Below are 21,506 nucleotides of genomic sequence, written 5' to 3' on the forward strand. Positions count from 1 at the left end.
GTTGGTTCAGACTGGGAGCGCCCCTCGGGACGATGACGCGGAGCCGGTCGTGCAGGTGCGGATCAGCCGCCACACGAAGCCCGCGCACGCCTCAAGTTCGTCCCGGGTGACGTACTCGTCGGCCCGGTGGGCCCGGGCGATGGAGCCCGGTCCGATCACCACGGCGGGCACGCCGCCGAGCCGCTCGAACAGCCCACCCTCCGTGCCGTACGAAACCTTGGCGTGGCCGTTGCGGCCCGCGAGGCGCTTGGCCAGGGTCACGATCTCGGCCTCCGGATCGGTGTCGAGGCCCGGATAATCGATCAGCGGCTCGACATCGACGCCGCAGGCCGGATCGCCGGCCCGCATCAGCGGCGCCAGCGTCCCGGTGGCGTACCCGATCGCCGCGGCCGCCAGCGCCGCGGCATCGTCCGCGCCGATCGCCCGGTACTCGAACGCGACGCTGCAGGTGTCGGGCACGATGTTGAGCGCCGTGCCGCCCCGGACCACGCTCGACAGGCCGGTGGTGTGGGGCACGTCGTAGAGCGGGTCGCGGGCCCCGTCCCGGGCGATGGCCTCCGCGGACAGGCGGACATGCTCGATGAAGCGGGCGGCGTATTCCACCGCGTTGACACCCTGGGGCGCCAGGGCCGAGTGGCTGGCCCTGCCCCGGAAGGTGAGGCGGGCGGCCGACTTGCCCTTGTGGCCGACCACCACATCCATCCCGGTGGGCTCGCCCACGAAACAGCCGAGCGGCCGCGGCACGCGCTCGAGCATCCGGGCGATCAGCGGGCGCACGCCGAGGCACCCCACCTCCTCGTCGTACGAGATCGCGAGGTGGATCGGGGTGGCGAGATCCGCCGCGACCATTTCGGGCAGGAGCGCGAGGCAGACCGCGAGGAACCCCTTCATGTCGGAGGTGCCGCGCCCGTAGAGCCGCCCCCCCGCCTCCCGCAGGGCGAACGGGTCCGACGACCAGGGCTGGCCCTCGGCCGGCACCACGTCGCTGTGGCCGGAGAGCACGTAGCCGGGGCGGGTCTCGAACGGCCCGACGCTGACCAGCAGCGCCGCCTTCCGGCCGGTCGGATCCGGCACCCGCTCCACCGCGGCGCCGTGGCCCCGGCAATAGGCCTCGGCCCAGTCGATCAGCGGCAGGTTCGAGCGGTCGCTCACCGTGTCGAAGGCGACGAGCGTCCCGAGCAGCGCCACCGGATCGGGCGGGCCGGAGGGCGGCGGGACGGTCTGTGCGGGCTCTGTCATGGATGGCGTCCTGCAACCGCGCGCGAATCGGCCCGGATGGGGCGCCCGGATTCCTACGGGGTTTTCGGCGCTTCGGGGATCCCGGGCAACGCCCGGACCGCCCGACCGGTCCCGGGAACCGGTGCGGCGTCCGAGCGTCGCTCTCGGGGGAGGCCGCCGGAGACCGCCCCTGGGAGCCCGAACCATGCGTCGCCGTCCCGCTCCGATCCTCGCCGCCCCGATCCGCGCCGCCCCGATCCTCGCGACCCTGTTGCCGGCGGCCCTGCTGCTGGCCGCCCCGGCCGAGGCCCGGCCACCGGCCGGGACGCCGCGCCATCGCGTCGCGTCCGACATCGACCGGACCCTCGCCCGAAGGGCGGCACGGGACCGGCCGGACTGGCGGGTCTGGCAGCGGCCGCTCGTCCCGGCCTTCGCTCCGGCGACGCGCGAGCGGGTCGCGGCCCCGCCCTTCACGGGCTGGGGCTACGGCGGCACCCTCCCGGGGGCCTGGCCCGGCTTCTGATCCGCCTCGACCCGGGCCCGACCGCCTGCCATGGTGCGGGCGACCGAAGGCCTGAGACGGATGCGATGGTGCTGGAGTTCCGCCTGGACGATCCGACCCCCGCGGATCCGCGCCGCCGCTGGAACGCCCTCGCGCAGGAGGCGCGGGACGCCTGCTACGACAACACCCGCGCGGTGGCCGACAGCGCCGCCCAGGTGGCCGCCCGGAATGCCGCCTCGGCCGCCTACCGGGCCGCGCATCCGGCGGGCCTCGACGTGCCCTACGGCCCGGGCCCCCGCAACGCCCTCGACCTCTACCCGGCCCGGGACGGGGCGGCGCCCTGCCTGGTCTTCATCCATGGCGGCTACTGGCAGCGCGGCGCGCGGGAGCTGTTCGCCTGCTTCGCGCAGGGCCCGAACGCCGCCGGCTGGTCGGTGGCGATGGTCGGCTACACCCTGGCGCCGGAGGCGAGCCTCACCCGGATCGTGGCGGAGATCGGCGCGGCCCTCGACTGGCTCGCCGCCCACGGGGCCGCGCACGGGATCCGCGGCCCCCTGATCCTGTCGGGCTGGTCGGCCGGCGGGCTGCTCACCGCATTGCATCTGGGCCATCCGGCGGTGGCGGCGGGGCTGGCCATCTCCGGCGTCTACGACCTCGCGCCGATCCGCCAGACCGAGCTGGACGCCAAGCTGAGCCTCACCGACGCGGAGGTCGAGACCCTGTCCCCCCTGCGCCGTCCGGCGGTGGCGAAGCCGCTTTGCATCGCCTACGGCTCGCGCGAACTGCCGGCGCTGATCCACGACGCCCGCAACCTGCACGCCCTGCGGGCGGCGGCCCACGCCCCGGGGGCCCTGCTGCCGGTGCCCGATGCCGAGCACTTCTCGGTGCTTGACGCCCTGCGCCGGCCGGGCGGGATCCTGGTCCGGGCGGCCCATGCCCTCCTCGAGGGCTGACGATCTGGGCAATGGGACGATCCGGGGATGGGACGATCCGGGCGTATTTACAACTCCCGATAGAAATTTCGCATCGCCGGAGACCGCTCCCGTCTTGCTGAGGCCCGCGGCGCGTGCTGAGACGGGGGTGCGGGCGCGATCTCCCTCCTCCGGGAGCCGGCCGGATCCGAGGGAGATCGGATGCAAGCGGTCGCGCGATCGGAAACCCCTGCGGCGGCGGCCCGCGCCGATCCCGCGGACCGGGCCGACCGCCGCCGCGGATGGGGCACGCCGCGGCTGCGCGTCGTCCTGGCTTTGGGCTTCGGCACCCTCGGCTTCCTGGCGACCCTGGCGCTCGCCGCCCTTGTGAGCCGGGAGGCGACCCGACGGCTCGAGGCGGAGGTCGGCGGCCAGCTCACCGAGATCGCCGGCCAGATGGCCCGGAACCTCGATATCGGGATGTTCGAGCGCTGGCGCGACATCCAGATCGCCGCCGCCTCGGACAGCCTGCGCGATCCCGGAACCGCGACGGCGGCCAAGCGCGCCGTGATGGAGCGGCTCCAGGCGACCTACCCGGCCTATTCGATCATCGGGCTGGTCGACGCCGACGGGCGCGTATCCGCGACCAGCACGGGCGCCCTGGAGGGCGCGGACGTCTCCGGCCGGGACTATTTCCGCGGCGGCCTCGAGGGACCCTATGTCGGGGACGTGCATCCGGCCAAGCTCCTCCAGAGTCTGATGCCCCCAATCGACACCGGTGCGCGCGGGGCGGCGCGGGAGCCGCTGCGCCTCGTCGATGTCGCGGCCCCGGTCCGGTCGCCGGACGGCCGCGTCCTCGGAGTGCTGGCCGCCCATCTCGACTGGACCTGGGCGCGCGACATGGCGCGCATCCTCGAAGGCGCGCTCCGGGGCCATCGCCAGGGGGCCGAGATCCTGATCCTGTCTCGCGACGGCACCGTGCTCCTCGGTCCGCCCGCCCTGCAGGGCGCCGCCCTGCCCCGGGCGGTCCTGACCGGCGACAGATCCCTCGATCCGCAGGGCACGAGCCGGGTCGGGCCCTGGCCCGACGGCGCCGCGGCATATCTCAGCGCCCACGCGTCCACGACCGGTCACCGGGACTATCCCGGTCTCGGCTGGCAGGTGGTGGTGCGGCAGACGGCCGACCGGGCCCTGACCGCGGTGGCGGCCCTGCGCGGGGACATCCTGGTGGCGGGCAGCGTGGTGGCGCTCGCGGCGGCACTGCTGGCGTGGCTGCTCGCCGGCCTGATCGCCCGCCCGCTGCTGGACCTGGCGGTGGCCGCCGAGACGCTGGGCCGCGACCAGCGGCCGCCGCCGCTGCCCCGCGCCTTCGTGCGCGAAGGCGCGATGATCGCCGACGCCCTGGGCGCGGCGGCGGACGAGCTCGCCCGGCGCGCGGACACCCACCGGCTGCTGATCGATGAACTGAACCACCGGGTGAAGAATACCCTCGCCACCGTGCAGGCGATGGCGGCGCAGAGCCTGAAGAACCTCGGCGGGGACGCCGCGGCCGGGCGCGACGCCTTCGAGGCGCGGCTGCTCGCCCTGTCGCGGGCCCACGACATCCTGACCCGCGAGAGCTGGGCGAGCGCGGACCTGCGCGGCGTCGCGACCCAGGCGATGCGGCCCTTCCTGGGCGCGGAAGTCCCGGGGGGCGCTCGGTCCGGCAACGATCTGGCGAGCCAGACCTCGTCCGGTGCGCTGCCGCCGCGCATCAGCCTGGAAGGTCCCGACCTGCGGCTGCCGCCCGAGGGCGCGCTGGCGCTCACGATGATCCTGCACGAATTGTGCACCAACGCGGTCAAGCATGGCGCCCTGTCGGTTCCGGGCGGTCGCGCGGCGCTGGTCTGGACGGTGGAGGCCGGCCCAGACACCGATACCCTCCGGGTGACATGGTGCGAGTGCGGCGGCCCCCCGGTCGTCCCGCCGACGCGGAAGGGATTCGGCACCCGCCTGCTGGAGCGGGGCTTTGCCGGGAACAGGACCGCCAGCCTCACCTACGAGGCTGCGGGCGTCGTCTACAGGGCGGCCAATCCCCTGCCCGCCCCCGGCCGCGCGGCCGCGCAGCCCACGCCGCGTCTGCAGGCCGGACGGGCCTGATCCCGCTCCGGCCCGATCGGCTCTCCCCCCCGTTCCACCCCGACATCGACCCCGCCTCGCGGCGTCGGGACAGCGGCCGCGCATTCCCTTAGCCCGGCCCCTTAGCCCGACCCCTTAGCCCGGCCCCACGGTCCGGCCCCACGGTCCGACAGAGCCCGATCCGGCGCATCGGAACCAGATCCGGCTTTAATCCCGGCGCTGATTTCGTGACGAGGCAAAGACGTGCGCAAACACACTCTGTAGTACATTGGCGATGGATTAAAGTCTTCATTGATGTGATGTGCTGAGACGCACATGAGATTTGCAAGAGTTTGACTAAGTTCGACTGACCGGCAGGGATTCGGTGTCCCCGGCCACAAGACGAACGCGCGAGGAAACGCCATGCCCCAGTCACGACACGTCCCGATCCGCGGCACCACCGTCGGCCTCGCCCTGGGCCTCCTGGCCGGACTCCTCGGCGCGCCCCTGGCCGCGCAGGCCGGCGAAGGCGGCGGCGGGAGCCGCCAGGCCGCCGGCGGGGGCCACATGAGTTCCTACGTCAGCGATCCCCATCACGACCCGCGCTCCCTGCACTCGCAGCGCGCCGGGACCGGTCAGCTCCTCGGAGCGCCGATGCTCCACGAGAGGGCCGGCACCACGGTGGCGCGCCGCCGCGCGGTCGATCCCCACTGGGCGTCCGGAACCGTAGAGCCCCGCCGGGCCCGACGCTGAGACCGCCCGCCCGGCTCCGGGACGGCTCGCCTTCCTCCCCCCGGCCCGGCCGGGGGCCTTCACCCCGACCCGAACGCTCGGGCCGCACGACCCGCCCCCCCTCGGGACGGGTCGTGCGGCCCGAGCGGTGTGCCCGCCCCGGTTTCTCCCCCGGTTCTCCCAGCGTCAGAGACCCCTTCATGAACAACATCATCCAGGGCATCGCCAGCTTCCAGGGCAACGTCTTTCCCGGACAGCGGCAGATGTACCAGCAGCTCGTGCGCGACGGTCAGCAGCCGAGCGCGCTGATCATCGCCTGCGCGGATTCCCGGGTCTCGCCGGAGCACATCACCCAGGCGGGGCCGGGGGACCTGTTCGTCTGCCGCAACGCCGGCAACATCGTGCCCCCGGCCTCCGACGTGGTCGGCGGCGTCTCCTCGGCGATCGAGTATGCCGTGGTGGCGCTGGGCGTGCGCGACATCGTGGTCTGCGGCCATTCCGATTGCGGCGCCATGAAGGGGCTGATGAACCGGGATCTGCTCAAGCGGATGCCCAGCGTCGCGTCCTGGCTGCGCCACGCCGAGGCCGCCGAGCGGATCGTCTGCGAGGCCTATCCCGAGGGGATGGACGCGCAGGCCCGTCACCACGCCCTGGCCCTGGAGAACGTGGTGGTCCAGCTCGCCAACCTGCGCACCCATCCGAGCGTCGCCGCCGCCCTCGCCAAGGGGTCCCTGCGGCTGCACGGCTGGTTCTTCGAGATCGAGACCGGCGCCCTCCTGGCCTATGACGGCGCGAACGGGCGCTTCCGGCCGATCGCCGGGGCCGACATGCCCGTGGCGCAGGATTCCTCCACCGGCAGCCGCCTGCAGGCGGCCTGACCCATGCGGATCCCCAGCAGCCTGACCGCCGCCCTCGCCCCGGGCGGCGCCATCCGGACGAACCTCGCCCGGGACCTGCCCGCCTCCGTTGTGGTCTTCCTGGTGGCGCTGCCCCTATGCATGGGCATCGCCATCGCGTCCGGCGTACCGCCGGAACGCGGTCTCGTCACCGGCATCGTCGGCGGCATCGTGGTCGGCCTCATCGCGGGCTCGCCGCTCCAGGTCAGCGGGCCCGCCGCGGGGCTCGCGGTGATCGTGTACGGGTTCGTGCAGGCGCACGGGCTCGACGCCCTCGGCCCGGTCCTGGTGGTGGCGGGCCTCGTCCAGCTCGCCGCCGGCGCCCTGCGGATCGGCGGCTGGTTCCGGGCGATCTCGCCGGCCGTGGTGCACGGCATGCTGGCCGGCATCGGGATCCTGATCGTCCTGGCCCAGATCCACGTCCTGACCGACGCCCTCCCCCGGGCGAGCGGCCTGGACAACCTCGTGGCGATCCCGGCCGCGTTCTTCGACTTCGTCACCGGCACGGGCGACCGCACCGGCGCCGTGATCGTCGGCGGGTTCACCATCGCGGCGATGATCGCCTGGGAGCGGCTGCGACCGGCGCGGCTCCGGCTCCTGCCCGGGGCGCTCGTCGGCGTGCTGGCGGGCAGCCTGGCGGCCGGCCTCGGTGGCTTCGCCGTCAAGCGCGTGGCGGTGCCGGAGGCGCTCTTCTCCGGACTCGCCCTGCCGGGGGCAGAGGCCTGGGCGCGCCTCGCCGAGGCCGAGATCCTGATCATGGCCCTGGTCATCGCGGTGATCGCCAGCGCCGAGAGCCTGCTCTCGGCGGCCGCTGTCGACCGGATGCACGACGGCCCCCGCACCCGCTTCGACCGGGAGCTCGGCGCCCAGGGCATCGGCAACCTGATCTGCGGACTCCTCGGCGCGCTGCCGATGACCGGGGTGATCGTACGCTCCTCGGCCAACGTCCAGGCGGGGGCGGTGAGCCGGGCCGCCACGGTGATGCACGGGACCTGGATCCTGGCCTTCCTGCTCGCCCTGCCCTGGCTGCTCGCCCTGGTACCGACCGCGAGCCTCGCCGGCATCCTGGTGGTCACCGGCTGGCGACTGGCGAGCCCGGCCCACGCCCTGCACCTGCAGGCCCGCTACGGCTGGCTGACCGCCGCGATCTGGCTGGCCACGATGGCCACCGTGGTGGCGGTGGACCTGCTCTCCGGCGTGCTCACGGGCCTCGCCCTGAGCCTCATCCAGGCCTTGCCGAGCCTGCGGAAGGGCCGGCTCCGGATCGAGCACGCGGCGGCCCCGGAGGTGCCCGGCGTGCCGGAGCTGCGCCTGTCGGGGGCGGCGACCTTCCTGCAGCTTCCGAGCCTCACGGCGGCCCTGGAGCGTACCCCCGAGGGCGGCGAGGTCCGCCTCGCCACCGACAACCTCGCGGCCATCGACCACACCTGCCTGGAGATGATCGGCGACTGGGCGAGCCGGCGCAGCGCCGCCGGCAGCCGGATCGCCGTGGTCGGCGGGTCGGGAGTCCCGCACGACCGGCTCGCCGCCGCGGTGGCGGCCCCGGCCCACTAGGAAGCCCTGTGCCGAAGGGGCAGACCCTTCGGCACAGGGCGCGTCGGAGCAGGCCGTGCGGACGCGGGCCCGAAGCGGACGCGGGGCGGGCGGGGTCCGAAGGCGGGACCGTGGGTCCTGCGGCGGCGCCCCGATGTTTCCACGCGGATCCGAGCGGACGGCGCCCCCGGGCCTGTCCGCGTCGCGGCAGACGGTCGCGGCAACCGGTCGACGGGGCCGCCTTCCGGTCCGTCCCGACGCGGGCCGGGAGCCGCCCGGGTTCGTCGGAACCCGGAATTCCATCGTTTTCACAACCGGTTAATCCTGAATCTTCGCGCCCCCTTAACGGGCGGACCGCCAGACTCGCCGCTACGGCAGGCCCGCTGCGCGGGATCGGCCGCGGAATGGTACTCGTCAGGAGCTTCGTCGATGATCAGGTTCCTCGCGGCTTCGGCCGCATGCCTGGTCCTGTGCGGCGCCGCGGCGGCGCAGGACATGCCCGGCCTTGCGACGCTGCATCCGCCCGATCCCGCCCAGCCGGTGGCGGCGAGCGCCCCCGTCCCGATGCCGGACGGCGGGGTGGCGCCGGGACTGCGCCTGGGATCCGTTCCCGATCCGGACGCGGCCCGTCCCGACCCGGTCCCGACGCCCCCCGGCAGCCTCGCGCTCCGCAGCACCGCGGCCGACGCCGCGCAGACGACCGCCAGCCTGAAGGCCCCGTCCGCCACGCCCAAGCCGTGGTGCGCGCAGGAGCGGCGGGTCGGCACCGGTCTCGGTTTCTGCCTCGTCAATTGAGCGGTCCGCCCGGGCCGTGCCGGGCTCTGCCCCGGACCCGGTCGCCGGCTCAGGAAGCCCCGTAGACTGCGACCGCGTCGAAGGTCTCGCCGTCCTCCGGGGCTTGGTCGCGAGAAGCGACGAGGGAGGCGACGAGGAGAACCAGCACGGCCGCTGCGACGGCCGCGACCGCGAGCGGCCGCGTGATCAGATCCGCATGGGCGCGGGCGGCGTGGATCACCGCGCAGCCGAGAAGGAAGATGCACAGCTGCGCGGCCGGCGTCGCGAAGGCCGCCGTCATCGCGGCGTCCCGGTCGTCCGATGCCGGCCGATCACGCCGATCGGGTCCATGACGGTGTTCATGACCGTGTCCATGGCACGCCCTCCCCGGCTGAGGCTGCCGATGCCCGGCTTGACCCGCAGGCGGTCGGCCGCGCCGGCCGGCGTGCCCGAACATGCGGGCGCGGGCGACCCGGCCGGGCGTCACGTCTGCGTGACCGGGCCCCCTCGGGCGGGTTCCGGATCCGGCGGCGCCAGGGCGTAGGTGGCCTCACCGACCCGGCTCAGGGGCCCGCCCGGCCCGGACCGCTTCCACAGGCGCGTGTTGAGGGCCGCCACCGGATCCCGCCCGGGCAGGGTGAAGCCCTGCCCGGCGAGCACCTCCAGGATCTCGGCCGCGTGCAGCGGCCGGCCCGCGCGCCCGATCGCCGCGCAGGCCGCCTCCACCATGGCCCGGCCGTAGCGGCGGGCGCCGGCGGCATCCTCCGTGAAGGCGATGGCCGGCGGGATGGCTCCGCGGGCGCCGGCGGCATCGGTCCGGACCACGGGACGCGCCTCCGGACGCACTTCCGGACGGGCTTCCGCCCCCCGTCGTCCGCGCGGCGCGCCGGAATCCTCCGCCGCCGGTCCGGACCGATCCCCCGGCACGCCCGGGTCCCCCAGCGCCGGATCGTCGGCCGGGTCTCCGCGAAGGCGCGCCCCCGGCTCGGGGACCGGATCCGATGCCGCCCTCGCCCCGGATCCGGCGGCTCCCAGGCGGCGGCCGAGTTCGAGGTAGAGCACGAGGTCGGCGATCTGCCGGTCGAGGGCCTCGCGCTGGCGCCGCAACGCGGCGAGCCGCGCCTCGATCTCGGATTCCGACAGGCCCACGCGATGGTCCCTCCGACCTGAGGGAACATCTACCCGTTCTCAGCACCGGTGGGAATGCTCTGAGTCGGAATATTTCGTCCCGCCTGAGCGACAGTCGGAATATTCCATCCGGCGAGCCTTATTCCCTTGCCCGCTTCCGCATTCCCTTGGCGGCCGGCCTGGGCGGCACGAGCAGCGTGCTCGGATCGGCCGGATGCAGGGTCAGGCCGCCCTCGTCGAGGACCAGCGGCAGCCGCGGGAAGACCTCGCGCAGATGCGCGAGATCCGCCTTGAACGCCTGCCGGAAGCTGCGGATCGAGGCGTTCTCGGCGCCGAACTGCGCGTGGAGGTTGGCCCAGGTCAGGCGGAGCGGTCGCTGCAGCGACCGCAGGCGGTAGCCGGTCCAGAACAGCAGGTCGAGCTTGCGCGCCGAGCCCGAGAAGGCCCGGGCCGCCCGCACGTCCACCGGCAGGGCGTGCCGGATCAGGGTCTCGTAGAATTCGGGGTCGAAGCGCACCGTGCGCCCCGCCTCGTCGGCCCCCTCGCCGGCGCGGGGGCGCCACAGTTCCAGGCTGCGGAACGGCGGAACGTTGAGGGTGGTGGCGCTGTCGCGCCCGTCCCAGAGGCCGATCTGCATGGAGCAGGCGGCCAGCCGGTTCAGCTGCTCCTTGAACTGGCGGATGGTGCCGCGCTCGCCCCCCGTGACCGCGAAGCCCATCTCGCGCATGAAGCCCGACAGGGTCTCGGCCACCTTCACGGTGGGGCTGCGCTGGCGCACGGCCTCGGTGCAGAGGTGCAGCAAGACCAGCCGGGCCTTCGGGCCGTAGGGCAGCCCCTGGGGCTCGAAGGCGCCCGTCTCCGGATCCTTGATCCGGCCGGCGATCAGGCTGAGGGAGTTGCGCCCGTAGCTGCGGGAGAATTCGCGCACCGGCCCGGGGTCGCGGTAGGGCAGGCCGCACAGCGCCAGGACCGAATGGATGTGCTGGAGGCTCGACGGGAGCGCCGGCTCGCTCTCGATCACGAGGCGCACCGCGTCGCGGCGGCGCTGGTCGCGCGACAGGCCGGCCCGGCGGCTCTCCTCCTCACCCAGGAGGGCGGCCTGGGCATCGCGCTCGCGCTGACGGTGGAGCACGTGCTCCACGATCTGCGCGAACAGGAAGCCGCCGCGCGCCGCCTCGATCTCGGCCTGCAGGTCCGGGTCGTGGATCCCGGCGATCTTCTCCTCGATGCTCATCGCCCCTCGGTCCGCGGCACAGGGGCGCGTTCGTCCGGCGAACGGGAGAACGGCCCGATCCTGCCATGCCACGATTCGGACGCCGCGGACCCGGTTCGATCGGGCTTGTCCCGGCAATCCACGCTTCCCCGCTCCCGGCCCGCCCCCGAATGCAGGCGCATGACCGGGGCCGGGTGACCGCGGCCCCCCTCCATCCCCGCTCCAATCCTGCTTCGATCCCGCTCCGCCCCCGCTCCGCCCCTCTCGGCTCTCCGGGGCCCCTCCGGCCCCGCGCGACGCAGAGTTCGATACGGGGTCCGTCCGCCGCCCGATCCCACGCAGAGTCCGATACGCCCGCCCGCCCGCGTTCCGTCCCCGTTATCCACCGGCGCGGGCCGGAATCCCCGCCGAATCCGATACGCCGCCGCGCAGATTCCGATACGCCACGTCGCCGGTCCGGCGCAGAATCCGATACGCGGCCGCGCAGAGTTCGATGCGCACCCACGCAGAGTCGGATGCGCAAAACCACATCAACCCCATGGCCAGAATGAGGAATTTCGGACTGCATATAACTTGCCGAACTGACTCTCTGAAAGACTCTTCCAGATAATCTTCCTAGTGTCGGAGAGCCTGTTCGTTCTGACGAACGAACCCTGATCGCACCGGAAGCGCACAGGGTACGAAGGGAATGTATGATGGTTTTCCACATTCCCTCGAATTTCCGCCGTCACCGCTTGACGATCCGCAGAGCCTGGATGGCGGCGGGCCGGCCGGCTTCGTCACGGGGACCGTCGCGATCCCCGCGATGGCGGCTTGACGCGGGCGATGCCGCCCGGTTTCTCGGAGCCGTCCCAGAGGGCCCTCAGATGAAGAGCGTGCCGATGCCTCCCTTCCCGATCGAATCCCGATGACGGACCGCCGCGATGACGGCCGTCCGTCCGGCAGTCGCCCCGCCCCGAATCGCCCGCACGGGCCCCGACGTCCGGCTCTGCGGCCCGGCAACCGCCCCGGCAGCCGTCCCGGCGCGGCGGGCCGCCAGCGGGAGGCGGACGGCGACGGGCCGGCCGTGCTCTATGGCTGGCATCCCGTGGTTCAGGCCCTGGGCAATGCGCAGCGCGGCCTGCAGCGGCTGCTCGCCACCGAGAACGCGGCGGCGCGGCTGGAGGCGGAGTTCGGCGGCGCCTTGCGGATCACCCCGGAACTGGTCCGGCCGAGCGAGATCGGCCGCCTGCTCGGACCGGACGCCGTCCACCAGGGACTGTATCTCGAGGCCGAGCCCCTGCCCGCCCCGGGGCTCGACGATCTGCCCGCCGACGCGCTGCTGCTGGCGCTCGACCAGATCACCGACCCGCACAATGTCGGGGCGATCGTCCGCACCGCCGCGGCCTTCGGGGTGGCGGGGATCGTCACCACGGCGCGCCACGCCCCGGGCGCAACCGGGGTCCTGGCGAAATCCGCCTCCGGCGGCCTGGAGCACGTGCCGTTCGTGACCGTCCGGAACCTCGCCGAGGCGCTGATCGCCCTGGGGGAACGCGGCTTCACCCGGGTCGGCCTCGATTCCGACGCGCCGGAAAGCCTCGACGCCGTGACGGTCGCCCGGCCGCTGGTGATCGTGCTGGGCGCCGAGGGCAAGGGGCTGCGCGAGCGCACCCGGAGCTGCTGCGACCTGCTGGCGCGGATCCCCTTCGCGGGGGCGATCCGCAGCCTCAACGTCTCGAACGCCGCCGCCATCACCCTCTACGCCCTCGGCCGGACCGAGACCTGACCGCGACCTGACCGAGGCCTGTCCGCGACGCGGACCGACGGCCCGGTCGAGACACGTTCGGAAACACGGAACCGGCGCCGGAAGCCCCTCTTCCGACTAGGCAGTTTCCGCAACTTCCCGTAGAGTTGCGGATGAGGGGGGCGTAGGCTGGAAGGCTGCGTCCGGATGCTGGACGATGTGATGACCTATGGCGGCTGGGCCGTCGGCCTGGTCGCTGTCGGCGTATGGACTTGGCTCGCGCGGCGTGCCTTTCCGAGTTTCGAATCCTTCGTGAGGGGCTTCGACGACGAGCTGCAGCTGGGCGCCAGCCCGGAGGAGCGCGCGCGCAGCGCGCGCTGGCATCAGGTCCGTCAGGCCGCCGTGGCGCTGACGGCCGTCGCGGCCCTGTGCCTGTCGATCGGGTTCGCGATTCCCGACTGAGCCCGCCGATTCGGCCGCGCCGGATCCGCGCGCTCACCGCCTCGGCCAGATCGATGTGGCGCTCCTGACCTTCCGGCACGGTTCCGGAGGCCGGCGTGCACTGAGGGCGCGGGGCGTCCCGGCGTTGGGCCGCGGCAGGACCCACGACAGATCCCGGATTCGAAGGCGCCGGGACCCTTCGCGGGTGCAGGGGGTGCCCTGCCGTCGGGCATGGCCCGGTGACGCCGGGGCGCCGCCCCGACACCCCGTCCGAGGGCGCGCCCTTCGGAAGCCCCGGCTCAAGCCGCCCGGATCTGGGTGAGGAAGCCCTCCGCGGCCTCCCGCAGGTCGCTCGCTTGGCGGGACAGGTCCCCTGCTGCCCGCAGCACCTGTTCGGAGCCCCGGCTGGCCGCGGCGGCGGCCTCGCCGACGCCCGCCATGTGCCCCGAGACCCCGCGGGTGTCCTGCGAGGTCTGGGCGGTGGTCCGGGCGATCTCCGCGGTGGCCGCGCCCTGCTCCTCGACCATGGCGGCGATCTCGGCCCCGATCCGGGCGAGGTTGCGAATCACCTCGGTGATGCTGCCGATGGACCGGACCGAGGCCTCCGTCGAGCCGGTGATCTCGGCGACCTTGGCGGCGATCTCCTCGGTGGCCCGGCTGGTCTGGGTGGCGAGGTCCTTGACCTCGGCGGCGACCACCGCGAAGCCGCGGCCCGCCTCGCCGGCGCGGGCGGCCTCGATCGTGGCGTTGAGCGCCAGCAGGTTGGTCTGACCGGCGATCTGCGAGATGATCGCGACGATCTCCCCGATGCTCCCGGCCGCCTGGGCGAGACGGTGCACCTCGCCGGCGGTCCCGTCCGCGTCCCGGGTCGCGGCGGCGGCGAGGTCGGCCGAGGCCCCCACCTGTACGCCGATCTCCCGGACCGAGGCGGTGAGTTCCTCGGTGGCCGCCGCCACCGTGTCGGCCGAGCGCGCGGCCGAATCGGCGGATCCGGCCACCGTCCGGCTGAGATCCGTGGTGTCCTGCGCGGTCCGGGCCATGCCGTGCGCGGAGGCCTCCAGCTGGGCGGCCGCCGCCGAGACGGCCGCGACGATGCCGCCGACCTGGCGCTCGAAGCTGTCGGCGAGGCCCAGGGCGGCGGCGCGCTGCGCGGCACTCGCCTCGGCGGCGAGCCGCTCCTGCGCGGCCCGGGCGGCGCGACGCTCGGCGACGCTGTCGCGGAAGGCGACGGCGGCGGCGGCGATCGCCCGGACCTCCCGCGGGCCCCCCGACGGGATCGCCAGATCGGCCGTCCCCTGGTCCCGGCCGATCGCGGTCAGAACCTGCGCCATCCGGGCGAGGGGGCGCGCGATCGCGGTGCCGAGCCAGACCGCGAGGCCGGCCGAGAGGGCGAACAGGGCGAGGCCTCCGGCGATCCAGAGGGTCAGCATCCGGTCCGCCCGGGCGCGCAGGGCGCCGGCGGCGGCCTCCAGATCGGCGGTGAGCCGGTCCTCCACGCCCTTCAGGGCATCGATGCGCTGCGTGGCGAGGCCGAACCAGGAAGGCGCGTCGCGGAAGGCGAGCGGCGTCCCCGGCATCGTCTCCTGGGCGATCCTGCGCAGGCGCGCGACCGCCCGGGCCGGCTCGGTCGCCTCGGCGGCGTCGAGCAGGGTCGTCTGGGCGGCCTCGGCCCCGGCCCGGAACAGGCCCGCATAGGTCGCCTGCTCGGCCGAGAGGGTGGCGAGCCGGCGCGCGGCCGCGAGGTCCAGGTTGCCGGAGGCGAAGACCGCCGAGGCGGCGGCCCGCTCCTGGCCGGCGGCTTCCTTCATGGCCAGGAAGGCCGCGTAGGCGTTCGCCCGGGCGGCGAGGCCGGCCTCGTCGATCGCCCCGCCCATCGCCCGCACGAGCCCGAGCCCCTCGCCGATCAGGCCGGTGTAGTAGCCGGCCGCCTGGGGGACGCCGGCCGTCAGGGCGTCCACCGCCCGCCGCTGGTCGGCGAGCCCGGCGAGCGCCTGGCCGAAACCCGCGCCGCGCGCCGCGAAGGCCGGGCCGTACTGCGTGGCCGCCGCCATCGCCCCGGGAAGGTCTGCGAGCGCCGCGTCGGTGCGCACGCGCTGGGCGGCGAGTTCGGGCCCGAACTGTGCGCCCTTCGCGCCCAGGAACAGGCTGGAGGCGCCGCGCTCGCGCTGGGCCTCATGCACGAAGGCGCTGATCCGCGAGGCGAGGCCGACGAGGCTCTCCACCCGGTCCATCTCGGCGCGCCGCGCCCACTGGTCGGACACCGTCCAGCCGGCGGCCCCCGCGAAGGCGAGGCTGGGGGCGAGCGCCACGACCAGGATCCGGGCGCGAAGCGAGGAGAGGAGGATCATCGGCGGCAGGACATCTCGGAGAACAGAACGGAGCTTGGCCGCAGGTCATAAAGATCTGGTTATGCTGACCTGCCCGGATTCGGTGCAGCTCTGCCTGATCGGATGGCAGTTTCGGTCGGGGCGGCGCTGTCGGTGTGCAGGTTTGCCAGGTCTTCAGCGCGGGGATCATCGGTTCCGGGGATCGCCCGTGCGGGGGCGGGCCGTCTTTCATCAGCGGAGGTACTTCGGCGGAGGCCGTCCGGGGAATTCGCTCCCCCGGTTCTATTGCGGGGCGCGGGATCGTGACCCTGCGCCGGGTCATGCGGGACCGCCGCCGCCGGAGCGCCCTGAACCGCCGGGTCCTCTCCAGCGGAGGGCGACAGCTGCGCCCTTCCGCGCCCCGGCCCGCGTCGTCTCCGCCACCGCCGCCCCCCGGGCCGGGATCGTCGCTCTCGTCACCCCGATCGACGACCCGGAGCGGCTGATTTCCGGCTCCGCAAGCGCCGGAGCCTGTGGCGGTCCCGGGCGTTCCCGTCCCGGCGCGCGATGGGCGGCCCGCAGGATGGGCGGCCCGCAGGATGGGCGGCCCGCAGGACGTCGCCGCCGGGGCGCACGCCTCGACGGGCTGTCTCGCCGCGTTGACGCGGGGCGCCTGCGCACCACCCTGGGTGAGCATGACGGGGGGATCGACCCCGCGAGCCCGCGGCGTGCCCCGGCGCCGATCGAGAGCGGGCGGGCCGAGGACAGGATCGTGCGCGACGGTTTTCGGAGTGAGGAGGACGTGATGTCGGAGGCGGAGGCGATGGCGGACGCGGCGGGGACCGGCATCTTCGACGTGGCGGCGCTGGCGGCGGCGCTGCCCGGCAGCGCCCAGACCCTCCTGGTCGACACCTATCTGACCAACCGGGAGGCCGCGAGCGCCCGGGTGTTCCGGGTCTACCGGCCGACTCCGCCGCACTACCACGCCACCTGCGACGAGTACCTCTACTGCCTGTCGGGCCGGGGCACGGTCTGGCTGGGCGACCCGGCCGCCGCGACCGCATTCGGCCCCGGTCAGCTCCTGGTCTTCGAGAAGGGCACGGTCCACGCCATGCCGGAGATCGATCCCGCGGAACCGGTGGTGTTCCTCGCGATCGACACCCCCCGGCGGGCGCCCACCGACATCGTCTTCGTGAACCCGGAGGACGGCAGCCCCGCCACCTTCATGGCGCGCAACGCCGAGGCGTGAGCCTCACACCGGCAGGGACCGCCCGGCCGCCGCCACGGCGAGGAGCAGGGCCGCCACGAGCAGGAGCGCGGCGGACAGGCCCAAAGCCTGCGCGGCGAAGCCGATCAGCGCCGGGCCCGCCAGCACCCCGGCATAGCCGAGCGTCGTCACCGCCGGCACCGCCACGCGCGCGGGCATCGCGGTCTGGCGGCCGGCCGCCGTGAACAGGACCGGGACGATGTTGGCGCAGCCCGCCCCGACCAGGGCGTAGCCGGCGAGGGCCGCCTCCCAGGCCGGGACCAGGACCGAGAGCGCGAGTCCGGCGGCCGCCAGGAGGCCGCCGAAGACCACCACGGGCCGCCGCCCGAGCCGGGCCACGACCCGATCGCCGGCAAGGCGCCCGGCCGTCATCGTCACCGAGAAGGCCGCGTAGCCGAGCGCCGCCCAGGCCGGATCGAGGCCCCGCTGCTGGATCAGGAACACCGCGCTCCAGTCGAGGGCCGAGCCCTCGGTGAGGAACACCACGAAGCAGAGCAGGCCCAGCACCAGCACGACGCCCCGGGGGCGCGCGAAGGCGGGGCCTCCGCTCCCCCCTGCCCGCTCGGCCGGCAGGATCCCGGGCCAGGCGGCCGCGAACAGGGCCGCGATCCCGGCGACCAGGAGCAGCACGCTCCAGCCCGCGCCGAGCCCGGCCGCCAGCAGGCCGCTGGCGATCAGCGCCCCCAGGATGCAGCCGAGACTGTAGAGGCCGTGGAAGCCCGACATCATCGGGCGCCCGCTGGCGCGCTCCACCACGACGGCCTGCAGGTTCATGACGCAGTCCACCGCCCCCATCCCGGCGCCGAACAGCACCAGCGCCAGGGTGAGCTCCACGAGCCCATCGCCCACGGCCAGCACCGGCAGGGCGAGGCCGATCGCCAGCGTGCCGGCGAGCAGGACCGGCCGGAAACCGAGCCGCGAAGCCGCCGCCCCGGCGCTCGGCATCGCCAGGATCGAGCCGATGCCGAAGGTGAGGAGCAGCAGGCCGAGCCCCGCCGCGTCGAGGCCGGCGCGGTCCTGCACCAGCGGCACCAGGGGCGCCCAGGTGGCGTTGGCGATGCCCACGATCAGGAACAGCAGCCGCGTGGACACGCTCTGTCCGCGGGCCGCATTCCGGTCCCCCGCCCCGCCGAGGGCGACCGGGTCGGTCAGGTCGAGCGCTGGCATCGGCACCTGTCGATGGAGTCGAGTCCGAGGGTGGATCCCGGCGACGTGGGGCCTCGGTTCCCGCGGTGCAACACCGGGCCGTCGTCGCGCGCGCCGTGCCGCGCGCCCGGAGGGGACACCGGCGGCCCCATGCGTCGGCGACTTGCCCGGTTCCTCGCAGGCGCCCTCGCGCGCCCGCTCGGACGACCGGTTGGACGCCCGCTCGGGCGCTGCCGGAACGCTTTGCCGCGCGCGCAAGGGCGGCGGCTCGTTCGCCGAGCGGTTGCCGCCGTACGCGTTTCGTTCTAGCAAGGGCGGCGCATGACGGACCTGCGTCCCGCCGGCCCCACCTTGCCGTCGGCCCCCTCGGGCTCGACATGTGTCGGAGCGGCGGCTGGCCCGCGCGCGAATCCGATCCGGATCCGATCCGACTGCGTCGACGCCTCGAAAGACCGCCGCCCTCATGGCCAAAGCCCAAGCTGGAAGTCGTGCCGCAAGCCGCGCCGGCGCCGCCCAAGCTGCCCCGACAGCCGCCGCGCAGACGGCGTCCAAGGCTCCGAAAGCCGCCACCGCCGCCCCGGCCCCGCAGCCCAAGCCGGCCCGCGCGAAGTCCGAAAAGCCCGCCCGCCCTGGGGCGGCTGCCGAGGCCGCGATCGACGCCAAGCTGGCGGCCCTGTTCGACGCCGCGCCGGCGAGCGCCCATGACCGGCGGGTCATCGCGGTCCGGGGGGCCCGGGAGCACAACCTCAAGAACGTCGACCTGACGATCCCCCGGGACAAGCTCGTGGTGTTCACCGGGCTGTCGGGCTCGGGCAAGTCGTCGCTGGCCTTCGACACGATCTACGCCGAGGGGCAGCGCCGCTACGTCGAGTCGCTCTCGGCCTATGCCCGCCAGTTCCTGGAGATGATGTCGAAGCCCGACGTCGACCAGATCGACGGGCTGTCGCCGGCGATCTCCATCGAGCAGAAGACCACCTCCAAGAACCCCCGCTCCACCGTCGGGACGGTCACCGAGATCTACGACTACATGCGCCTGCTCTGGGCGCGGGTCGGCATCCCCTACTCGCCCGCCACCGGCCTGCCGATCGAGAGCCAGACCGTCCAGCAGATGGTCGACCGGGTGCTGGAATTGCCGGAGAAGACCCGGCTCTACCTGCTGGCGCCCGTGGTCCGCGGACGCAAGGGCGAGTACCGCAAGGAAATCGCCGAGTACCAGAAGAAGGGCTTCCAGCGCCTGCGCGTGAACGGCGAATACTACGCCATCGACGACGTGCCCAAGCTCGACAAGAAGTTCAAGCACGACATCGACGTGGTGGTCGACCGCATCGTGGTCCGGGCCGATATCGGCTCGCGGCTGGCCGAGTCCTTCGAGACGGCCCTGGAGCTGGCCGATGGCATCGCGGAGGTCGTGTTCGCGGATGCCCCCGAGGGCGAGACGCCCCGGACCATCACCTTCTCGTCGCGCTTCGCCTGTCCGGTCTCGGGCTTCACCATCGCGGAGATCGAGCCGCGGCTGTTCTCGTTCAACAACCCGTTCGGTGCCTGCCCGACCTGCAGCGGCATCGGCCACGAGATGCGGATCGATCCCGAGCTGGTGATCTCCGACCCGGCCTTGAGCCTGAAGCGCGGCGCCGTCGGCCCCTGGGCGAAGTCGACCTCGCCCTATTACGGCCAGACCCTGGAGGCGCTGGCCGAGCATTTCGGCTTCAAGACCAGCGTCCCGTGGCAGAGCCTGTCGGAGACGGCCCGTGCCATCGTGCTGTACGGCTCGGGCAAGCAGGCGATCCGCTTCGCCTACGACGACGGGTTGCGCAAATACACGGTCAACAAGCCCTTCGAGGGCGTGATCCCGAACCTGGAGCGCCGCTACAAGGAGAGCGACTCGGACGCCGTCCGGGAGGAGATCGGGCGCTTCATGAGCGAGACGCCCTGCGCCGCCTGCGGCGGCAAGCGGCTGAAGCCCGAGGCGCTCGCCGTGAAGGTCGCCATGGCCGACATTGCCGATGTCACGGCCCTCTCAGTCAGTGAGGCGCATCGCTGGTTCTCGGAGCTGCCGGAGAAGCTGACGGCGAAGCAGAACGCCATCGCGGTCAGAATTCTCAAGGAAATCCGCGACCGGCTGAGCTTCCTGGTGGATGTCGGCCTCGAATACCTGACGCTCGCCCGCGGCTCCGGCTCCCTCTCGGGCGGCGAGAGCCAGCGCATCCGGCTGGCCTCGCAGATCGGCTCCGGCCTCACCGGCGTGCTCTACGTGCTGGACGAGCCGTCGATCGGCCTGCACCAGCGCGACAACGAGCGGCTGCTCGGTACGCTCAAGCGCCTGCGCGACCTCGGCAATTCGGTGATCGTGGTCGAGCATGACGAGGACGCGATCCTGCAGGCCGATTACGTGGTCGATGTCGGCCCGGGCGCCGGTATCCATGGCGGCGAGATCATCGCGCAGGGCACCCCCGCCGAGGTCCTGGCCAACCCGGCCTCGCTCACCGCGAAATACCTCACGGGCGAGATGTCAGTCCGGACGCCCACCGCGCGCCGAAAAGGCCGCAAGGGCAAGCTCGGCCTGTTCGGCGCCCGGGGCAACAATCTGAAGGATGTCGATGTCGAGATCCCGCTCGGCACCTTCACCTGCATCACCGGCGTCTCGGGGGGCGGCAAGTCCACCCTGGTGATCGACACCCTCTACAAGGCGATCGCCAAGAAGCTGAACGGCGCCCTGGAGCACCCGGCCCCCTACGGACGGCTGGAGGGGCTGGAGCACCTCGACAAGGTCATCGACATCGACCAGTCGCCGATCGGCCGCACGCCGCGCTCGAACCCCGCCACCTATATCGGCGCCTTCACGCCGATCCGCGACTGGTTCGCGGGCCTGCCGGAGGCCAAGGCGCGGGGCTACCAGCCCGGCCGCTTCTCGTTCAACGTCAAGGGCGGGCGCTGCGAGGCGTGCTCGGGCGACGGCGTCATCAAGATCGAGATGCACTTCCTGCCCGACGTCTACGTCACCTGCGACGTCTGCAAGGGCAAGCGCTACGACCGCGAGACCCTGGAGGTGAAGTACCGGGCCAAGTCCATCGCCGACGTGCTCGATTCCACCGTCGAGGAGGCGGCCGAGCTGTTCAAGGCGGTGCCGGCGATCCGCGACAAGCTCGAGACCCTGAAGCGGGTCGGCCTGCACTACGTCCATGTCGGTCAGCAGGCCACGACCCTGTCGGGGGGCGAGGCGCAGCGGGTGAAGCTCTCCAAGGAGCTGTCGAAGCGCGCCACGGGGCGCACCCTCTACATCCTCGACGAGCCGACCACCGGCCTGCATTTCCACGACGTCGCCAAGCTCATGGAGGTGCTCCACGAGCTGGTGGACCAGGGCAACACCGTGGTGGTGATCGAGCACAACCTCGAAGTGATCAAGACCGCCGACTGGGTGATCGACATGGGTCCCGAGGGCGGCGACGGCGGCGGCCGGGTCGTGGCGCAGGGCACGCCGGAAGAGATCGCCCGCTCCAAGGCCAGCCATACCGGCCGGTTCCTGCGCGAGGTGCTGGAGCGGCGCCCCGCGGCGCCCGCGCGCCGAGGCCGCGCCGCCGAGTAGCGCGCCAAACCTTCCGGGCCAAACCTTCCGGGTAAG

The 21,506-nt window shown here is 73.6% G+C and carries 17 protein-coding genes; 11 read left to right on the forward strand and 6 right to left on the reverse strand.

From position 1 onward, the window contains the following. Positions 1 to 6: 6 nt before the first annotated feature. Positions 7 to 1,239, reverse strand: coding sequence for an acetylornithine deacetylase (argE, locus tag ABIC70_RS04090; RefSeq protein WP_354438950.1), 1,233 nt, complete (start codon positions 1,237 to 1,239; stop codon positions 7 to 9). A gap of 184 nt (positions 1,240 to 1,423) precedes the next feature. On the opposite strand from argE, the gene ABIC70_RS04095 reads away from it, so the two are divergent. The 7 genes from ABIC70_RS04095 to ABIC70_RS04125 all read left to right on the forward strand — a co-directional run bounded on the left by ABIC70_RS04095 (position 1,424) and on the right by ABIC70_RS04125 (position 8,684). Next, on the forward strand, positions 1,424 to 1,741 hold the full coding sequence (locus tag ABIC70_RS04095; RefSeq protein ID WP_043345376.1) for a hypothetical protein: 318 nt from the start codon (positions 1,424 to 1,426) through the stop codon (positions 1,739 to 1,741). Positions 1,742 to 1,806: 65 nt separating this feature from the next. Beyond that, positions 1,807 to 2,673, forward strand: a complete 867-nt coding sequence (locus ABIC70_RS04100) for an alpha/beta hydrolase (RefSeq protein ID WP_043385924.1) — start codon at positions 1,807 to 1,809, stop codon at positions 2,671 to 2,673. A 180-nt stretch (positions 2,674 to 2,853) separates the two neighbouring features. Then, positions 2,854 to 4,770 (forward strand): sensor histidine kinase, encoded by a 1,917-nt coding sequence (locus tag ABIC70_RS04105; RefSeq protein WP_354438951.1) that lies wholly within the window; start codon positions 2,854 to 2,856, stop codon positions 4,768 to 4,770. Positions 4,771 to 5,151: 381 nt separating this feature from the next. Then, on the forward strand, positions 5,152 to 5,481 hold the full coding sequence (locus tag ABIC70_RS04110; protein ID WP_051044734.1) for a hypothetical protein: 330 nt from the start codon (positions 5,152 to 5,154) through the stop codon (positions 5,479 to 5,481). Positions 5,482 to 5,660: 179 nt separating this feature from the next. After that, entirely contained in the window at positions 5,661 to 6,338 is a 678-nt protein-coding gene (locus ABIC70_RS04115; RefSeq protein WP_043385918.1) for a carbonic anhydrase, read from the forward strand. Between the two features lie 3 nt (positions 6,339 to 6,341). Further along, on the forward strand, positions 6,342 to 7,910 hold the full coding sequence (locus tag ABIC70_RS04120) for a SulP family inorganic anion transporter (protein ID WP_274927553.1): 1,569 nt from the start codon (positions 6,342 to 6,344) through the stop codon (positions 7,908 to 7,910). A 408-nt stretch (positions 7,911 to 8,318) separates the two neighbouring features. Then, positions 8,319 to 8,684, forward strand: a complete 366-nt coding sequence (locus ABIC70_RS04125; protein WP_043385916.1) for a hypothetical protein — start codon at positions 8,319 to 8,321, stop codon at positions 8,682 to 8,684. 49 nt (positions 8,685 to 8,733) lie between these two features. On the opposite strand, the gene ABIC70_RS04130 is transcribed toward ABIC70_RS04125, so the two are convergent. From ABIC70_RS04130 to ABIC70_RS04140, 3 genes are all read right to left on the reverse strand, one after another. Next, positions 8,734 to 8,964 carry a hypothetical protein gene (locus ABIC70_RS04130; protein ID WP_053610472.1) on the reverse strand — a complete coding sequence of 77 codons (231 nt, stop codon included), beginning with the start codon at positions 8,962 to 8,964 and terminating at the stop codon, positions 8,734 to 8,736. 182 nt (positions 8,965 to 9,146) lie between these two features. Further along, entirely contained in the window at positions 9,147 to 9,812 is a 666-nt protein-coding gene (locus ABIC70_RS04135) for a hypothetical protein (RefSeq protein WP_354438952.1), read from the reverse strand. 118 nt (positions 9,813 to 9,930) lie between these two features. Further along, the gene (locus ABIC70_RS04140; RefSeq protein ID WP_043385909.1) at positions 9,931 to 11,025 is read right to left on the reverse strand and encodes a replication protein RepA; all 1,095 of its coding nucleotides are present in this window, start codon (positions 11,023 to 11,025) and stop codon (positions 9,931 to 9,933) included. An 886-nt stretch (positions 11,026 to 11,911) separates the two neighbouring features. Here ABIC70_RS04140 and ABIC70_RS04145 point away from each other — a divergent pair. Both ABIC70_RS04145 and ABIC70_RS04150 read left to right on the forward strand, forming a co-directional pair. Next, positions 11,912 to 12,769 carry a TrmH family RNA methyltransferase gene (locus ABIC70_RS04145; RefSeq protein WP_043351515.1) on the forward strand — a complete coding sequence of 286 codons (858 nt, stop codon included), beginning with the start codon at positions 11,912 to 11,914 and terminating at the stop codon, positions 12,767 to 12,769. 165 nt (positions 12,770 to 12,934) lie between these two features. Then, positions 12,935 to 13,189, forward strand: coding sequence for a hypothetical protein (locus ABIC70_RS04150; protein WP_043385904.1), 255 nt, complete (start codon positions 12,935 to 12,937; stop codon positions 13,187 to 13,189). Positions 13,190 to 13,467: 278 nt separating this feature from the next. On the opposite strand, the gene ABIC70_RS04155 is transcribed toward ABIC70_RS04150, so the two are convergent. Further along, entirely contained in the window at positions 13,468 to 15,516 is a 2,049-nt protein-coding gene (locus ABIC70_RS04155; protein WP_354438953.1) for a methyl-accepting chemotaxis protein, read from the reverse strand. Positions 15,517 to 16,297: 781 nt separating this feature from the next. Between ABIC70_RS04155 and ABIC70_RS04160 the strand changes: the two genes are divergently transcribed. After that, positions 16,298 to 16,723 carry a cupin domain-containing protein gene (locus ABIC70_RS04160; RefSeq protein ID WP_053610489.1) on the forward strand — a complete coding sequence of 142 codons (426 nt, stop codon included), beginning with the start codon at positions 16,298 to 16,300 and terminating at the stop codon, positions 16,721 to 16,723. Between the two features lie 3 nt (positions 16,724 to 16,726). Here ABIC70_RS04160 and ABIC70_RS04165 read toward each other — a convergent pair whose 3' ends face one another. Beyond that, positions 16,727 to 17,908, reverse strand: a complete 1,182-nt coding sequence (locus ABIC70_RS04165) for an MFS transporter (RefSeq protein WP_342145602.1) — start codon at positions 17,906 to 17,908, stop codon at positions 16,727 to 16,729. Between the two features lie 442 nt (positions 17,909 to 18,350). On the opposite strand from ABIC70_RS04165, the gene uvrA reads away from it, so the two are divergent. After that, positions 18,351 to 21,470 carry an excinuclease ABC subunit UvrA gene (gene uvrA / locus ABIC70_RS04170; RefSeq protein ID WP_179698590.1) on the forward strand — a complete coding sequence of 1,040 codons (3,120 nt, stop codon included), beginning with the start codon at positions 18,351 to 18,353 and terminating at the stop codon, positions 21,468 to 21,470. Positions 21,471 to 21,506 lie beyond the last annotated feature (36 nt).

It is taken from the genome of Methylobacterium sp. 1973 (assembly GCF_040545035.1).
In the GTDB taxonomy this organism is placed as follows: domain Bacteria; phylum Pseudomonadota; class Alphaproteobacteria; order Rhizobiales; family Beijerinckiaceae; genus Methylobacterium; species Methylobacterium fujisawaense.

Coding starts and splice junctions, on each gene's coding strand:
- ABIC70_RS04110 (WP_051044734.1), top strand. CDS start 5,152: ATGCCCCAGTCACGACACGTCCCGATCCGCGGCACCACCGTCGGCCTC.
- ABIC70_RS04150 (WP_043385904.1), top strand. CDS start 12,935: ATGCTGGACGATGTGATGACCTATGGCGGCTGGGCCGTCGGCCTGGTC.
- ABIC70_RS04155 (WP_354438953.1), bottom strand. CDS start 15,516: ATGATCCTCCTCTCCTCGCTTCGCGCCCGGATCCTGGTCGTGGCGCTC.
- ABIC70_RS04100 (WP_043385924.1), top strand. CDS start 1,807: ATGGTGCTGGAGTTCCGCCTGGACGATCCGACCCCCGCGGATCCGCGC.
- ABIC70_RS04095 (WP_043345376.1), top strand. CDS start 1,424: ATGCGTCGCCGTCCCGCTCCGATCCTCGCCGCCCCGATCCGCGCCGCC.
- ABIC70_RS04125 (WP_043385916.1), top strand. CDS start 8,319: ATGATCAGGTTCCTCGCGGCTTCGGCCGCATGCCTGGTCCTGTGCGGC.
- argE (WP_354438950.1), bottom strand. CDS start 1,239: ATGACAGAGCCCGCACAGACCGTCCCGCCGCCCTCCGGCCCGCCCGAT.
- ABIC70_RS04145 (WP_043351515.1), top strand. CDS start 11,912: ATGACGGACCGCCGCGATGACGGCCGTCCGTCCGGCAGTCGCCCCGCC.
- ABIC70_RS04160 (WP_053610489.1), top strand. CDS start 16,298: ATGGCGGACGCGGCGGGGACCGGCATCTTCGACGTGGCGGCGCTGGCG.
- ABIC70_RS04130 (WP_053610472.1), bottom strand. CDS start 8,964: ATGACGGCGGCCTTCGCGACGCCGGCCGCGCAGCTGTGCATCTTCCTT.
- ABIC70_RS04105 (WP_354438951.1), top strand. CDS start 2,854: ATGCAAGCGGTCGCGCGATCGGAAACCCCTGCGGCGGCGGCCCGCGCC.
- ABIC70_RS04140 (WP_043385909.1), bottom strand. CDS start 11,025: ATGAGCATCGAGGAGAAGATCGCCGGGATCCACGACCCGGACCTGCAG.
- ABIC70_RS04115 (WP_043385918.1), top strand. CDS start 5,661: ATGAACAACATCATCCAGGGCATCGCCAGCTTCCAGGGCAACGTCTTT.
- ABIC70_RS04120 (WP_274927553.1), top strand. CDS start 6,342: ATGCGGATCCCCAGCAGCCTGACCGCCGCCCTCGCCCCGGGCGGCGCC.
- uvrA (WP_179698590.1), top strand. CDS start 18,351: ATGGCCAAAGCCCAAGCTGGAAGTCGTGCCGCAAGCCGCGCCGGCGCC.
- ABIC70_RS04165 (WP_342145602.1), bottom strand. CDS start 17,908: ATGCCAGCGCTCGACCTGACCGACCCGGTCGCCCTCGGCGGGGCGGGG.